Below are 18,842 nucleotides of genomic sequence, written 5' to 3'. Positions count from 1 at the left end.
TTGTCCATATCGGTATTGACTGAATTTTAACCGAAGCCTATGAAATCGATCCTGTACGCCTATGAAAACCAGCGCCGGACCCATCGTCCCGCATTGTTTCAAACAAATTATCAAGTCGTCTTACCGGCCTTCCGGTTCTGACAACCTCCGCTCCCCTGCTCATTAGCCGGGGAATCGGTATTTCATTCACAAAATTGTTTGCGACAATGAGACGAATTTTACTACTACTATCTATATTACTGTCCGCCGCCGGGATGACACAGGCCCAAACCAGCCTGCCAAGGGTCTTTAACGACGAGTTCGACGCCTGGATGAACGCTCCTGAGGACGTTTGCCTGGACAAATACGCGGCCATCCACGTATTCTTCAGAGGTACACGCAGCACGGACAGCGTAAAATGGACAATCACGCACCCCTCCGGCTCGGTTTTCGTGTACCGGGCCTCCATGGGAAGGCCCAGTCCGATTTTATGGGTAAACAGCCAGGTTACTTACGGTTCCAGAACGATCAATCCCGGGCAATCCATCCTGCTCGACATGAAAGAGGTGGGCACCTATACGATCCGGGCAACATTATATAGAAGATATAGTGGAACCAATTATGTACGGGAAGTAGAGCAGACCATCTCCGTTTCCGACTGCCCCATCACCAAGTGCCTCGGCGACTTTGCGCCTAATACGAACTTCAAAGAAGATTTCGGGACGTTTACAGCAGGCGGTCCCCGCCGGCCCGTTACTTCCGGAACGATCGACTATAACTACAATTCCAATCCGTATGTAGCCGGTAACACCAGCAACAACTGGCCTTTGGCCGACGATTGGTATACCGTATATTATAATGCGATACGCGGCGGCCGCCCGGAATGGGATAATGTGGACGACCATACCAACAACGGATTGGGCGGTATGCTAATTGCGAACTCCTCCGAACAGCCGAAGACGTTCTATAAAAGAGAAGTAAATGATCTTTGTCCCGGCGCGAAATACAATTTCTCGGCATGGTTCATCAACCTCAACTCCCACCAGGTGCTTACAAGTACCTGTGCGGGATACGGGGGCACGTACCAGTATGCAGGTGTTACCTTCATCATCAGGAACAAGGCCACCAACGCGATCATCGGCCAGTTTTATACGGGGGATGTTTCTATGGACCTTCGCCGCCTCGACGCCGGCGATCAGCGCCTCACCGGCTGGCAGCAGTTCGGTGGTACCGTTACCTTGCCACCTGGCGTGAAAGACGTAACGGTGGAAATCAAGAATGACAACGACGGCGGTTGCGGTAACGACATTGCGGTGGACGACATCAATTTCGAATTCTGCGCGCCCAAGATCTTTACCTATATCGATGGTGTGGGCACTTCGGATTATATCTGTCCGGGTGCTGGCCTGACCGTTAAAGCCACCATCGACCCGATAGACTACTTCGATAATCCTATTTACCAATGGGAAATGCGCCGCGGCCTCACCGGCACATGGACGCCCATCACCGCTGCTTCCGGTTATACCGGTATCAGCACGCCGGTGCTCACTATTCCCGAAGGATTGCTTACAGAGCCGAACGTGGATTTTTATTACCGGTTGATGGTAATCGAAAGTGGGAACGTTACGCCGGGAACGCAATGTTATACGCCATCGAGCCCGGTACTGATCGGTGTGATACCACTACCGGATATCGTAGTGCCAAAGGATTCGCTATGTAAAGGCGAATCGCTCATATTGACGGCAGTGCCGCTGGAATCGTCTGCCAACCCTAACGGTTACGAGCAGTTCGATTTCACGGGCAATTATATTATGCCCTGGCCGTCGGGCCCACAGCCGAAAGACAAGATCCTCATCCAGCCGGACGTAACTTCCACCTACATCGTGGCAGGTACGGCCTATTTTGGTATGGTGGGCAGCGTACCGCGTTATTGTACGCGGCGCGACACCGTAACGATATATGTGGACGAGCCGCCGGTGGTGAACCTGGGGCCGGACACGGTTGTCTGCGCAGGATCGCCGGTAACGTTGAATGCTGGTGCGGCCAATGCCGGATACAAGCTTCGCTGGATGCCGAGCACTTCCACCACGCAAACTATCAACGTAACAGCGCCTCCCTGGACGGCGATTCCATCAAGCCGTACCTTGAAGTGCGGAACGGGCAGTGTTTACGGACGGATACGATCAAGATCACGTCGGTAAAGAACCCCGTGGCCAACATCCAGAACGTGAGCGCGCAGTGTACCGATCCGGTTACCACCACTTACCGTTTACGCAACACCGGTGGTACTCCCGCCGGCAAAACGCCGTATACGGTTACCTGGGAAATCGTAGGTGCCGCGAACGGGGCCAGTCTTACCATTCCTGCAGCAGCCCCCAACGAGCGCGACCTTATCAATATGCCGCCGAACGTGCCCGTGCGCGTACGGTTGACGATATCTTCCAACCTGGCCGATTGTAAAACCGTTTCGGAGAAGGAATTTATCACGTATTCCAGGCCTACGGCGTCGGTAACGGAGACGGATATGTCGCAATGTTCCCGCACGTTTACCATGACGGCGCAACCCCTTACCGATACATCGCTGATCGGAACCTGGGAGCCCGACATGCTGCCGGCACCATTTACCATTCCGGCCAGCGAAGTAAATAACCCCAACGCGGTGATTACCTACACCGGCGCTGCGGGCACTTCCGGCACCGTGAACTGGGTGGTACGTAAACGTAACGGCAATGCGAAAACCTGTCCTGCGGTGACCATCACCGTAACGCTGCGGTACTTCAATGGTCCGACGGTAACGATCCCCTCGGCCATCGACGTCTGCAAGGCCACACCGTTCACCTTCCCGCTGACTTACACGGCAACGAACGCACCTTCCCGGTACGACCTCGAGGCGATTGCGCCCAAAATGCCGGGCTTCGTGGATATTAAAGATATGCCCCTGCCCAGCACCACCGGCGGTACCATCACGGTAACCTATCCGGGCGCCGCTGCAGCGGGAACGTATCGCTTCCGCATGACGGTCCGCAAACCGGTAGGCAGCACCAATGATACCTGCTTCGATGCGAAAGAATTCGACGTGGTGCTGAATACGCCCTCGACCACACCGACCATCGGTGTAACCGACGGCAACATCTGTGTGGGCGAAACCGTGACGCTGAGCATTGCCAGCGGAACGATCGGCTCCAACTCGGAATGGGTATGGTACCGCGGCGATTGCGCTACGGGCGTGGAGATCGGGCGGAACGTGACTTCCATCAACGTCTCCCCCACTGCTACCACTACGTATTCCGTTCGCGCTATCGGCAGTACAACATGCGGCAACTCTGCCTGCGTGAGCACTACGGTGACCGTGGCGCAACAACCGGCCAAACCGAATGCCGGCCCCGACCAGGAAAAATGTAACGAAGAGCTCTTCCAGCTGGCGGCGAGCGCTCCCAGTGTTGCAGGAGCCGTAGGCACATGGACGGCGAACCCTGCTTCTGTGGTGTTCTCCGATATCCACAGTCCGACCAGCACGGCACGGGTATTTGTAGGGACTTCCGCCACGCTCGTATGGACGATTACGAACGGCGACTGCGCGGTTGTGTCTGACACGGTCATCCTGACGAATCTCAACGAAATCAATCAAAATATTATCCGCGACGATCAGATCATCTGTCCGAATACAGTGCCTGCGCAGATTTATGACGTCGGCCACCCGTCAAGCGGCACGGGTACCTTCACGTATAGCTGGCTTTCGAGCACCACGAGCGCAACGGCCGGCTATGCGATCATTCCCGGCGCTACGGGCGAGTATTATCAGCCCGGCGCGCTTACTGTGACGACCTGGTTCCGCAGGATCGTGAAATCCGGCGCGTGTACGGATACCTCTGCTCCTGTTAAAATCACCGTGAGCACCAATCCTCCGACAGTCGTGACCACTCCGGCGAATATTAACCGCGAGTGCGACAAAACGTTCGATTATACGACACTGTTCGGCACACCTACGTTCCAGCATCCGCTGGGACTGACGCTTACCATCACGCATGCCGATGTTACGGTGAACAACACCTGCGGCATGACCATCACCCGTACCTGGACGGCCGAAGACCCTTGCGGATTGAAAGTGACCACTTCCCAGACCATCACGGTGACGGATACGAAGAAGCCGGTGCTGCAATTCCCCGGCGGCCGCGCCCCTGTGGATACGACGGTGAGCTGCTCGGCGATCCCGGCGGCCATCACGGCATCCGCAACGGATAATTGTACGGCAGACGCGGCGGTGACCGTGACGGTGAATACCGTTCGTGACGCATCGTTTACCGGTACCTGCGTGAATAATTATGTGCTGATCCGCACCTGGACGGCGAAAGACAATTGTAATAACGAAGCGATTCATACCCAGCGGATCACGGTGGTGGATACATCGAAACCCACCATGACGTGGAGCCCTGGATTGGCTGATACGCTGAATGCAAGCTGTAACGCCATTCCTGCTGCGGTGACGCCCACGGTGACCGACAACTGTCTGCCTGCCGGGGTGACCGTAAGACTGGATTATACCCAGGATACCATCAGGACCGGGGTGGCCAACTCCTGCCAGAACACTTACTGGCTGAAACGTACCTGGACGGCGACCGACGCCTGCGGCAACAAATCGGAAAGGATCCAGATCGTGAGGGTGGTGGACAATGTTCCGCCGACGATCATCTGGAGTGGTGCTGCGCCTGCAGACGTGACGGTGAATTGTGACAACATCCCCGGAGCGATCAACCCCACTGCTACCGACAACTGCGCTGCTGCGAATGCGATCACGATCAAACGTGATTCCGTGATCACCCGCAATCCTGCCGATTGCATCAGTAAATACACGATCCGCCGCAACTGGACGGTGACTGACCTTTGCGGTAACGCTTCCACCCATACACAACTCATCACGGTACAGGACACTACCCGCCCGACATTGGTTTGGGCTGGAACGCGTCCTGCCAACGTAACCGTGAACTGCGATAACATCCCTGGCGCGGTGATGCCGACGGCTACCGACAATTGTACGGCTGCCAATGCGATCGTGATCCGCCGCGATTCGGTGATCACCCGCAATCCTGCCGATTGTATCAGCAAATACACGATCCGCCGCATCTGGACAGCTACCGATCTTTGCAACAACAGCATCACCTGGGAGCAACTGATCACGGTGCAGGACACTACCCGTCCGACGCTGGTTTGGGCTGGCACCCGTCCTGCCAATGTAACGGTGAACTGTGATAATATCCCCGGTGCGGTGACGCCGACGGCTACGGACAATTGTACGCCTGCCAACGCGATCGTGATCCGCCGCGATTCGGTGATCACCCGCAATCCTGCCGATTGCATCAGCAAATACACGATCCGTCGTATATGGACGGCGACCGATCTTTGCAATAACAGCACCACCTGGGAGCAACTGATTACCGTGCAGGATACTACCCGCCCGACACTGGTTTGGGCTGGAACCCGTCCTGCCAACGTAACGGTGAACTGTGATAATATCCCTGGCGCAGTGATGCCGACGGCTACGGACAATTGTACGGCTGCCAACGCGATCGTAATCCGCCGCGATTCGGTGATCACCCGCGATCCTGCCGATTGCATCAGCAAATACACGATCCGCCGTATCTGGACGGCAACCGATCTCTGCAACAACAGCACTACCTGGGAGCAACTGATCACGGTGCAGGACACCACCCGCCCGACATTGGTTTGGGCTGGCACCCGCCCTGCCAACGTAACGGTGAACTGCGATAACATCCCTGGCGCAGTGATGCCGACGGCTACCGATAATTGTACGGCTGCCAACGCGATCATCATCCGCCGCGATTCTGTTGTGACGCGCCCGACCACGGGTTGCACGAGCAACTACACGATCCGCCGTATCTGGACGGCTACCGATCTTTGCAACAACAGCACTACCTGGGAGCAACTGATCACGGTGCAGGACACCACCCGCCCCACCCTCGTGTGGACCGGTGCGGCTCCGGCCAACGTTACCGTGAACTGCGATAACATCCCCGGTGCAGTGATGCCGACGGCTACCGATAATTGTACGGCTGCCAACGCGATCACGATCCGCCGCGATTCCGTTGTGACGCGCCCGACTACGGGTTGCACGAGCAATTATACGATCCGCCGTATCTGGACGGCTACCGATCTTTGCAATAACAGCACAACCTGGGAGCAACTGATCACCGTGCAGGATACCACCCGTCCGACGCTGGTTTGGGCTGGAACACGGCCTGCCAACGTAACGGTGAACTGCGATAACATCCCTGGCGCGGTGATGCCGACGGCTACTGATAACTGTACGGCCGCTAACGCGATCGTGATCCGCCGTGATTCTGTGATCACCCGTGATCCTGCAGATTGCGCCGGAGTGTATACGATCCGCCGCATCTGGACAGCTACCGACCTGTGTAACAACAGCACTACCTGGGAGCAATTGATCTCCGTTCAGGATACTACCCGCCCGACATTGGTTTGGGCTGGCACTCGTCCTGCCAACGTAACGGTGAATTGTGATAATATCCCTGGCGCAGTAATGCCGACGGCTACGGACAATTGTACGGCTGCCAACGCGATCGTGATCCGCCGCGATTCGGTGATCACCCGCAATCCTGCCGATTGTATCAGCAAATACACGATCCGCCGCATCTGGACAGCTACCGATCTTTGCAATAACAGCACTACCTGGGAACAACTGATCACGGTGCAGGACACTACCCGTCCGACGCTGGTTTGGGCTGGAACACGGCCTGCCAACGTAACGGTGAACTGTGATAACATCCCTGGCGCGGTGATGCCTACGGCTACGGACAATTGTACGGCTGCCAACGCGATCGTGATCCGCCGCGATTCGGTGATCACCCGCGATCCTGCCGATTGCATTAGCAAATACACGATCCGCCGTATCTGGACGGCAACCGATCTCTGCAACAACAGCACCACCTGGGAGCAACTGATCACCGTTCAGGATACTACCCGTCCGACACTGGTTTGGGCTGGAACGCGTCCTGCCAACGTAACGGTGAACTGTGATAATATCCCTGGTGCGGTGATGCCTACTGCTACGGACAATTGTACGGCTGCCAACGCGATCGTGATCCGCCGCGATTCTGTTGTGACGCGCCCGACCACGGGTTGCACGAGCAACTACACGATCCGTCGTATCTGGACAGCTACTGACCTTTGCAATAATAGCACCACCTGGGAACAACTGATCACGGTGCAGGATACCACCCGCCCGACGCTGGTTTGGGCTGGTACCCGTCCTGCCAATATCACCGTGGATTGTGATAACATCCCTGGCGCGGTGATGCCGACGGCTACCGACAACTGTACGGCTACCAACGCAATCACTATCCGCCGCGATTCCGTTGTGACACGCCCGACCACCGGTTGCATCAGCAACTACACGATCCGCCGCATCTGGACGGCTACCGACCTGTGCAATAACAGCACCACCTGGGAGCAACTGATCACTGTTCAGGACACCACCAACCCGGTGCTTGCCTTCGCAAATGGCGCTCCGCGCGATACGACGGTGAATTGCGATGCGGTTCCTGCCACTGTAACGGCAACTGCAACGGATAACTGTACGCCTGCGAACCAGGTGGCGATCACCATCCGCCTCGACACGCTCCGTACAAGCACCGCCTGCATCTCCAACTACCAGATCCGCCGCACCTGGATCGCTACCGACCTGTGCGGTAACACCGATACGCACATCCAGCTGATCACGGTACAGGACACTACCCTCCCCCGACTCGTTTGGGCGACTACCGCACCTGCCAACATCACTGTGAACTGCGACAACATCCCCGGCGCCGTGATGCCGTCCGCTACCGACAACTGTTCGCCTGCCGGTTCGATCACGATCCGCCGCGATTCCGTTGTGACGCGCCCGACTACGGGTTGCACGAGCAACTACACGATCCGCCGCATCTGGACGGCTACCGACCTGTGCGGTAACGCCATTTCGCACGAGCAGCTTATCACTGTGCAGGACACTACCCGTCCGACGCTGGTGTGGGCTGGCACCCGTCCTGCCAACGTAACCGTGAACTGCGACAACATCCCTGGCGCGGTGATGCCGACGGCTACCGATAACTGTACGGCCGCCAACGCGATCACCATCCGCCGCGATTCGGTGATCACCCGCAATCCTGCCGATTGCATCAGTAAATACACGATCCGCAGAATTTGGACGGCAACCGATCTTTGCAATAACAGCACCACCTGGGAACAGCTGATCACCGTGCAGGATACTACCCGTCCGACGCTGGTTTGGGCCGGCACCCGTCCTGCCAATATCACCGTGAATTGTGATAACATCCCCGGCGCTGTAATGCCGACGGCTACCGACAACTGTACACCTGCAAATGCGATCGTGATCCGCCGCGATTCCGTGATCACCCGCAATCCTGCCGATTGCATCAGTAAATACACGATCCGCAGAATCTGGACGGCCACCGACCTGTGCAATAACAGCACTACCTGGGAGCAACTGATCACTGTGCAGGACACTACCCGTCCGACGCTGGTTTGGGCTGGAACCCGTCCTGCCAACATCACTGTGAATTGTGATAATATCCCTGGCGCTGTAATGCCGACGGCTACCGACAACTGTACGCCTGCGAATGCGATCACGATCCGCCGCGATTCCGTTGTAACGCGCCCGACCACGGGTTGCACGAGCAACTACACGATCCGTCGTATCTGGACAGCTACTGACCTTTGCAACAACAGCACCACCTGGGAACAACTGATCACGGTGCAGGATACCACCCGCCCGACGCTGGTTTGGGCTGGTACCCGTCCTGCCAATATCACTGTAGATTGTGATAATATCCCTGGCGCGGTGATGCCGACGGCTACCGACAACTGTACGGCTGCAAACGCAATCACTATCCGCCGCGATTCCGTAGTGACGCGCCCGACCACGGGTTGCATCAGCAACTATACCATCCGCCGCATCTGGACGGCTACCGACCTGTGCAATAACAGCACTACCTGGGAGCAACTGATCACCGTGCAGGATACCACCAACCCGGTGCTTGCCTTCGCAAATGGCGCTCCGCGCGATACGACGGTTAACTGCGATGCGGTTCCTGCCACTGTAACGGCAACTGCAACGGATAACTGTACGCCTGCGAACCAGGTGACGATCACTATCCGCCTTGATACGCTCCGTACAAGCACCGCCTGCATCTCCAACTACCAGATCCGCCGCACCTGGATCGCTACCGACCTGTGCGGTAACACCGATACGCACATCCAGCTGATCACGGTACAGGACACCACCCTCCCCCGACTCGTTTGGGCGACTACCGCACCTGCCAACATCACTGTGAACTGCGATAACATCCCCGGCGCGGTGATGCCGACCGCTACCGACAATTGTACGCCCGGCAACCGGATCACGATCCGTCGCGATTCCGTTGTGACGCGCCCGACTACGGGTTGCACGAGCAACTACACGATCCGCCGCATCTGGACGGCTACCGACCTGTGCGGTAACGCCATTTCACACGAGCAGCTTATCACTGTGCAGGACACTACCCGTCCGACGCTGGTGTGGGCTGGTACCCGTCCTGCCAACGTAACCGTGAACTGCGACAACATCCCTGGCGCGGTGATGCCGACGGCTACCGATAACTGTACGGCCGCCAACGCGATCACCATCCGCCGCGATTCCGTGATCACCCGCAATCCTGCCGATTGTATCAGTAAATACACGATCCGCCGCATCTGGACGGCAACCGATCTTTGCAACAACAGCACCACCTGGGAGCAACTGATCACCGTGCAGGATACTACCCGTCCGATGCTGGTTTGGGCTGGAACGCGTCCTGCCAACGTAACGGTGAACTGTGATAACATCCCTGGCGCAGTGACGCCGACGGCTACCGACAACTGTACGCCTGCCAATGCGATCACTATCCGCCGCGATTCGGTGATCACCCGCAATCCTGCAGATTGCATCAGCAAATACACGATCCGCCGCATTTGGACGGCAACCGACCTGTGCAATAACAGCACTACCTGGGAGCAACTGATCACTGTGCAGGACACTACCCGTCCGACGCTGGTTTGGGCTGGAACCCGTCCTGCCAATATCACCGTGAATTGTGATAATATCCCTGGTGCGGTGATGCCGACGGCTACCGACAACTGTACGCCTGCGAATGCGATCACGATCCGCCGCGATTCCGTTGTAACGCGCCCGACTACGGGTTGCACGAGCAACTACACGATCCGTCGTATCTGGACCGCTACCGATCTTTGCAACAACAGCATCACCTGGGAGCAACTTATCACAGTGCAGGATACCACCCGCCCGACGATGGTTTGGGCTGGAACAAGGCCTGCCAATATCACCGTGAATTGTGATAATATCCCTGGCGCGGTAATGCCGACGGCTACTGACAATTGTACGGCAGCCAACGTGATCGTGATCCGCCGCGATTCCGTAGTGACGCGCCCGACCACGGGTTGCATCAGCAACTACACGATCCGCCGTATCTGGACGGCCACCGACCTCTGCGGTAACGTGGCCCGTTATGAACAGCTCATCACCGTACAAGACACTACCCGCCCGGTACTTGCCTTCGTAAATGGCGCTCCGCGCGATACGACGGTGAATTGCGACGCGGTTCCCGCCACAGTAACCGCTACCGCTACGGATAACTGTACGCCTGCGAACCAGGTGGCGATCACCATCCGCCTCGACACGCTCCGTACAAGCACCGCCTGCATCTCCAACTACCAGATCCGCCGCACCTGGATCGCTACCGACCTGTGCGGTAACACCGATACGCATGTTCAACTGGTAACGGTGCGGGATACGACCCGCCCCACCCTCGTGTGGACCGGCGCCCGTCCTGCCAACATCACCGTGAACTGCGATAACATCCCCGGCGCCGTGATGCCGACCGCTACCGACAATTGTACGCCTGGTAACCGGATCACGATCCGCCGCGATTCTGTTGTGACGCGCCCGACCACGGGTTGCATGAGCAACTACACGATCCGCCGCATCTGGACGGCTACCGATCTGTGCGGAAACGCCATTTCACACGAGCAGCTCATCACGGTGCAGGACACTACCCGCCCGACATTGGTTTGGGCTGGCACCCGTCCTGCCAACGTAACGGTGAACTGCGACAACATCCCTGCTGCGGTGATGCCGACGGCTACCGACAATTGTACGCCGGCTAACCAGATCACGATCCGCCGCGATTCCGTAGTGACGCGCCCGACCACGGGTTGCACGAGCAACTACACGATCCGCCGTATCTGGACGGCTACCGACCTCTGCAACAACAGCACTACCTGGGAACAACTGATTACCGTGCAGGACACCACCCGTCCGACGCTGGTTTGGTCTGGCACCCGTCCTGCCAACGTAACGGTGAACTGTGATAATATCCCTGGCGCAGTGATGCCGACGGCTACGGACAATTGTACGCCTGCCAACGCGATCACCATCCGCCGCGATTCCGTGATCACCCGCAATCCTGCCGATTGCATCAGCAAATACACGATCCGCAGAATCTGGACGGCTACCGATCTCTGCAACAACAGCACCACCTGGGAGCAACTGATCACCGTTCAGGACACTACCCGTCCGATGCTGGTTTGGGCTGGAACCCGTCCTGCCAATATCACCGTGAATTGTGATAATATCCCCGGCGCGGTGATGCCGACGGCTACCGACAACTGTACGCCTGCGAATGCGATCACGATCCGCCGCGATTCCGTTGTGACGCGCCCGACTACGGGTTGCATCAGCAACTATACGATCCGTCGTATCTGGACCGCTACCGATCTTTGCAATAACAGCACTACCTGGGAACAACTCATCACGGTGCAGGACACTACCCGTCCGACGATGGTTTGGGCTGGAATCGCTCCTGCCAACGTAACCGTGAACTGCGACAACATCCCTGGTGCAGTAATGCCGACGGCAACCGATAACTGTACGCCTGCCAACGCGATCACGATCCGCCGCGATTCCGTAGTGACGCGCCCGACCACGGGTTGCATCAGCAACTACACGATCCGCCGTATCTGGACGGCTACCGACCTCTGCGGTAACGTGGCCCGCCACGAGCAGCTCATCACCGTACAGGACACTACGCGCCCTGTATTTGTATGGAACGGTACCGTACCGGCCAGCATCACGGTGAATTGCGATGCCATCCCCGCCAGGGCGATCCCGCTCGCTACCGACAACTGTACGCCGGCCAATCAAATTACAATGGTGTACGACTCCACCATCATCCGTACCCCCGGTGCCTGCGTAAGCAACTACCAGATCATGCGGAGATGGAGGATCACCGACCTCTGCGGCAACATGAATACGCACCAGCAACTGGTGACCGTTCAGGATACCACCCGCCCGAACATCGTTTGGAACGGTGCCCGTCCTGCCAACATCACCGTAGATTGCGACGCTATCCCTGCAGCAGTGATGCCGACGGCTACGGACAATTGTACGCCTGCCAACGCGATCACCATCCGCCGCGATTCCGTGATTACCCGCGTATCCGGCATGTGTGTGAGCAATTACACGATCCGCCGTATCTGGACCGTTACCGACCTCTGCGGCAACGCATCCACCCACGAACAACTGATCACCGTTCAGGACACCACCCGCCCCACCCTCGTGTGGAACGGCGCGGCTCCTGCCAACGTAACGGTGAACTGCGATAACATCCCCGGCGCAGTGATGCCGAGCGCTACCGATAACTGTACGCCCGGCAACCAGATCTCGATCCGCCGCGACTCCGTGATCACCCGCGCTCCGGGCGCCTGCATCAGCAGCTATACCATCCGCCGTATCTGGACGGCTACCGACCTGTGCAATAACAGCACCAGCTGGGAACAGCTGATCACCGTACAGGATACGACCATGCCGAAATTTACCTGGACGGGCGGATTGCCTGCGGATATGACCGCCAATTGCGACGCACTTCCTGCTAGGCCGGTACCGACCGTTTCGGATAACTGTACGCCTGCCAACCAGATCACACTGGTGATGGATTCCGTGATCACCCGCGCTCCGGGCGCTTGTGTGAGCAATTACACCATCCGCCGCACCTGGACCGCCACCGACCTTTGCGGCAACGTGGCTACGCATGTGCAGACCGTGACCGTCCGCGATACTACCCGCCCCGTGCTGGTATGGACCGGTGCCCGTCCTGCCGACGTAACCGTGAACTGCGACGCCATCCCGGCCGCAGCAACCGCTATGGCAACGGATAACTGTACACCGGTGAACCAGATCGATATGGATTACCGCCAGGATACGGTGCGCGCTTCCAACGCCTGCGTGAACAGCTACCAGCTGCGCCGCACCTGGACCGCTACCGACCTTTGCGGCAACGCGATCTCGCACGTTCAGACCGTTACCGTACAGGATACCACCAAGCCTGTGATGGTTTGGGTGAGCCGTCCTGCCAACGTAACCGTGAACTGCGACGCCGTACCTGCCGCCGCGATGCCGACCGCAACCGACAACTGTACGCCCGGCAACATGGTGACCATCGACCTGAAGACCGATACCCTCCGCGCAAACAGCGCCTGCATCAGCAACTACCAGCTGCGCCGTACCTGGACCGCCACTGACCTTTGCGGCAATTTCAGCACACACGTTCAGCTGGTGACCGTACAGGATACCACCAAACCGGTATTCTCCTTCCCGAACGGACAGCCTGCAGACGCTACCGTGAGCTGCGACGCCATCCCTGCCACCCCTGCGGTGAACGCAACGGATAATTGCAGCATGGGCAACCAGGTGACCGTTTCCCTGAAAGTGGATACCATCCGCACATCCGGCGCCTGCACCAACAATTACCGCCTGCGCCGCACCTGGACGGCTACCGATCTCTGCGGCAACAGCGCCACGTTCGTGCAGACGCTGACCGTAGAAGACAGGACCGCTCCCGTGTTCACCATGCCTACGCCTGCAGATGTAACGGTGAATTGTGACGAGATCCCGGCACAACCCGACCTCACGGCCATCGACAATTGCAGCCCGGCCGGTAAAGTGACCGTGCTGAAGAACGAAAACAGGAACCCGATCCCCGGCGCCTGTGCCAACAACTATCTGCTGATCCGCACCTGGACGGCGATCGACGAGTGCAGGAACGCCCAGACCGTGACGCAGACCATCACCGTAGTAGACACCAAAGCGCCCGTGTTCACCAGCGCAGCACCTGCTGACACCACTGTGGATTGCGATAAAGTGCCCGCCGCACCGAACATGAACGCTACCGACAATTGCAGCACCGGCAACAACGTGACCGTTCGCTTCAGCGAAACCCGCCGCGATATCCCGGGCGCTTGCATCAATAACTACGAACTGATCCGCACCTGGACGGCCACCGACGAATGCGGCAACTTCAATACCGTATCGCAGACCGTAACGGTACAAGACACCACGGCCCCCGTGTTCACCAGCTCCGCTCCTGCCAACGCAACGGTAGAGTGCGACAAGGTGCCCGCACAGCCCGACCTGTCGGCCACCGACAACTGCGCCGGTAATGTGACCGTCGTGAAAAACGAACAGCGCATCGACAGCACCTGCGCCAACACTTATCGCCTCATCCGTACCTGGACGGCCACCGATGTATGCGGCAACAGCACCACGCTCACGCAGACCATCATCGTGGCAGACCGTACCAAGCCGGTGTTCACCACCCCGATCCCGGCTGATACCACGGTGAATTGCGACGCCATCCCGGCGCGCCCCGTGATCACGGCCAGCGATAATTGTGCAGGTATCATCAATGTTCAGTTCGAAGAAGAACATATCGACATCCCCGGCGCCTGCGCCAATAATTACAGGTTGCTCCGCACCTGGACGGCCAACGACGGATGCGGCAATATCACCAAAGTGATCCAGGTGATCACGGTGAGAGACACCACCCGTCCCACGTTCATGATGCCCACACCGGCAGATACGACCGTGAATTGCGACGCCATCCCCGTTCAGCCCGACCTCACGGCTACCGACAACTGTTCCGCCGCCAGCGACGTGACAGTTGTGAAAAACGAGACCCGTGAAAGCATCGCCGGTGCATGTGCCAACAACTACCGCCTCATCCGCACCTGGACGGCTACCGACGCCTGCGGCAACGCCCGCACCGTGCGCCAGGTGGTAACGGTACAGGATACGACCAAACCGGTGTTTGCCCTGCCGGTTCCCCTGGATGCGACCGTAGATTGTAACGCCGTGCCGGCACAGCCTGATATCACGGCTACCGACAACTGCTCCGCACAAAACCGCGTGACCATCGTGAAGAACGAGCGCCGCGAAGACATCGCCGGAGCATGCGCCAACAATTACCGCCTCATCCGCACCTGGACGGCTACCGACGAATGCGGCAACAGCGCTGTGCTGACACAGGTGATCACGGTACAGGATACCACACGCCCGAACTTCACGATGCCGGTACCGGCCGACGTAACGGTGAATTGCGACGCCATCCCGACGCAGCCCGACCTGTCGGTAACCGACAACTGTACCGCTACCAGCGCCATCAGGACCGTGAAGAGCGAACGCCGCGAAGACATCGCCGGTGCATGCGTGAACAATTATCGCCTGATCCGTACCTGGACCGCGACCGACGAATGCGGCAATACCCGCACGGTGACGCAGGTGCTGACCGTTCAGGACACCACCCGTCCCACTTTCGTAGGCAGCACGCCGGCAGACGCTACGGTAGAATGCAGCGCCATCCCGGTTCAGCCGAACCTCAACGTAACCGACAACTGCTCTGCCAGCAATAATGTGACGGTGGTGAAAAACGAACGCCGTGAAGACATCCCCGGCGCCTGTGCGAACAACTACCGCCTCATCCGTACCTGGACCGCTACCGACGAGTGCGGCAACAGCACCACGGTGCAGCAGGTACTGACGGTGAGAGATACCACCGCACCGGTATTCACTACGCCCACTCCGGCAGACGCTACGGTTGAGTGCCACGCCATCCCGGCACAGTCCGACCTTTCGGCGAACGACGCCTGCTCCGGTACCAACGTGACGATCGTGAAGAACGAACGCCGCGAAGACATCCCCGGTGCCTGCGCGAACAACTATCGCCTCATCCGCACCTGGACGGCTACCGACGAATGCGGCAACTCCCGCACCGTGACGCAGGTACTGACCGTTGTGGACAACACCAAACCCGTGTTCAACATGCCTGTTCCCGCAAATGCGACGGTTGAGTGCAGCGCCATCCCGGTTCAACCGGACCTGACGGCCACCGACAACTGCTCGCCCGCTGCGAACGTGCGCATCGTGAAATACGAACGCCGCGAAGACATCCCCGGCGCCTGTGCGAACAACTACCGCCTGATCCGCACCTGGACGGCTACCGACGAATGCGGCAACGCAACCACGGTAACGCAGACGATCACGGTACAGGATACCACTGCGCCGGTCTTCACCACCCTGCCGCCGACCGACATTACGCTGTCTTGCAGCGAAGTGCCCTCGGTACCGGTTATGACCGCAACCGACAATTGTTCCGGCAACAACGTACGGATCGAGTACAGCTTCAGCAAGCGCCCGCTTTCTACCCGTTGCGCCGACAATTACCGCCTGACCCGCACCTGGAAAGCCATCGACGAATGTGGCAACGTAGCCATCGCTACGCAGGTGATCACGGTGATGGATACCACCAAACCGACGTTCACCATGGCCGCACCGGCAGATACGACGGTGATGTGCGACGCGCTCCCCGCGCCGGTGAGCATCAACGCTACCGACAACTGTACGCCCAGCGGCGGTGTAACCGTAAGGTTCAGATCTTTCCGCGAAACAGTACCGGGCAACTGCTCTTACCGGATCGTTAATATCTGGACGGCGGTAGACAACTGTGGCAACGCCAACGAAATGCGCCAGGTAATCATGGTGATCGACACGGTGAAACCCGTGATCGCCGCTCCCCCGGCAGACATTACGCTGACCTGCGGACAAGCCATCCCGACAGCCCCGATCGCACTGACGGCGACCGACAACTGCTCGGAAGGCTTCCCCAAACAGGTGCAATACACCATCGACCCGTATACGCCTGACCTGTGTGCCGGTTATATCATCACGAGAAGATGGAAAGTGACCGACAATTGCGGCAACGCGGCAGACGACGTGATCCAGCAGATCCACGTACTGCCCTGTCCGAAACCGGAACTGCAGGCGGAAGTGTTCACGAACTGCTCTACCAATCCGTTCATCACCTTGAAAACCAAAGGCGACGTGAACAGACCGGTATACACCCTGGTAGGCGTAACGCCAGCCAATGCGGTAAGCGTTCCGATGACCTCCAGCAACCCGCGCTTCAACGTGAACGGCGCTACTTCGGCCTCGTTCGTGGTGCGCGACGGTATCACCGGTTGTGTGTCCGATACGGTGACCTACACCATCAACTACCTGCAAATGCCTGTGGTGAACCTGGGCAGCGATACCAGCCTATGCGGCGGTAACGGCATGGTACTGGATGCGGGCCCGGCCAACTTCGGGTACCAGATCAGATGGTCGACCGGAGAAACCACCCAGCGCATCCGCATCACCCGCGCAGGCACCTACAAAGTGACCGTAAGCAACGGTATGTGCGAAGCGGCCGATTCCATCGAAGTGGGTGTGATCCCGATGCCGCTCATCGATCTGAAAGACACCACCATCTGCCGCGGCCAGTCCGTTAAACTGGACGCTACCGTGGAAGGCAACGCTACCTACCTCTGGAGCACCGGCGCCACCTCGCCCATCATCACGGTGAGCACGCAGGAACGCTTCTGGGTACGCGTCACCAAACTCGGATGTATCACCATCGATACCGTGAACGTAACGGTGAACCCGCCGCCAGACGTAACCCTCAGCAGAGACACGTCTATCTGCCCCGGCCAGTCAGTTATGCTGACCGTCAACACCAACGCAGGCCGCATCCAGTGGGCTACCGGTGAAACCAGCAACTCCATCGTAGTGAGCAGGGCCGGTACTTACCAGGTGGCAGTGTTCAGGGACAATTGCGTGGTGAAGGAAGCCGTGAGAGTGAGCGAGCGCCCGGACATGAAGCTCGAGCTCGGCCCCGACCGCTACATGTGCCCCGGCAGCAGCATCCTCGTAGACGCAAGACATCCTGACGTGAACGTGTACCGCTGGAACGATGGCGACCTCAATCCGATCAAAACCATCACCCAGCCCGGCACCTACGTACTCGGCGTACTCGATAAGTACTGCGACCGCTACAAAACCGACAGCATCAAGGTATCTATCGCCGGCCCGCCGACGGTGAACCTGGGCAACGATACGATCATCTGCCGCGGCCGCCGCTTCATGCTGAAAGCCAACGCTACGAACGCCAGCCGTTACCTCTGGAGCACTGGTGCCACCACGGCTTCCATCGAAGTGAAAGAGCCCGGTACCTACACCGTGACCGCCTTCAACGATTGCGGCAGCAGTACGGACGAAATCACCATCGATGTGAAAGATTGCGACAGCAAGCCTGAAGTACCGAATGCCTTCTCTCCCAACGGCGACGGCAAGAACGATCTCTTCCGCCCCGTACTGAGAGGCCCGATGTACGAATACGAACTGCGCATCTTCAACCGCTGGGGTGAACTGGTGTACATCAGCAAAGATCAGCACCAGGGTTGGGACGGAACGTACAAAGGCCGCCCTGTGGATGTAGGCACCTTCGTATGGTGGCTCACCTACAAGCGGACCACCTTCGGCCCTGCCTTCATCATCAAAGGCGATGTGACCGTGATCCGGTAATTTTTGACAGGAATATATGAATAGAAAAGGCCGTCCTTCCGGGCGGCCTTCTTCTTTTTCTGTA

Annotated in this window: 2 protein-coding genes; both read left to right on the top strand. The window is 58.2% G+C overall.

Annotated features, from left to right (window positions below):
* Positions 1-206 precede the first annotated feature (206 nt).
* Positions 207-2,180 (top strand): hypothetical protein, encoded by a 1,974-nt coding sequence (locus WJU22_RS18185; protein WP_341839594.1) that lies wholly within the window; start codon positions 207-209, stop codon positions 2,178-2,180.
* Positions 2,129-18,778 carry a gliding motility-associated C-terminal domain-containing protein gene (locus WJU22_RS18180; RefSeq protein WP_341839593.1) on the top strand — a complete coding sequence of 5,550 codons (16,650 nt, stop codon included), beginning with the start codon at positions 2,129-2,131 and terminating at the stop codon, positions 18,776-18,778. The genes WJU22_RS18185 and WJU22_RS18180 overlap by 52 nt, the downstream gene beginning before the upstream one ends.
* Positions 18,779-18,842: the final 64 nt, after the last annotated feature.

The organism is Chitinophaga caseinilytica, from assembly GCF_038396765.1.
GTDB classification, from domain to species: Bacteria; Bacteroidota; Bacteroidia; order Chitinophagales; family Chitinophagaceae; genus Chitinophaga; species Chitinophaga caseinilytica.
Note: the sequence above shows the minus strand (reverse complement) of the source record. Positions and strands in the feature narration are given on the sequence as shown.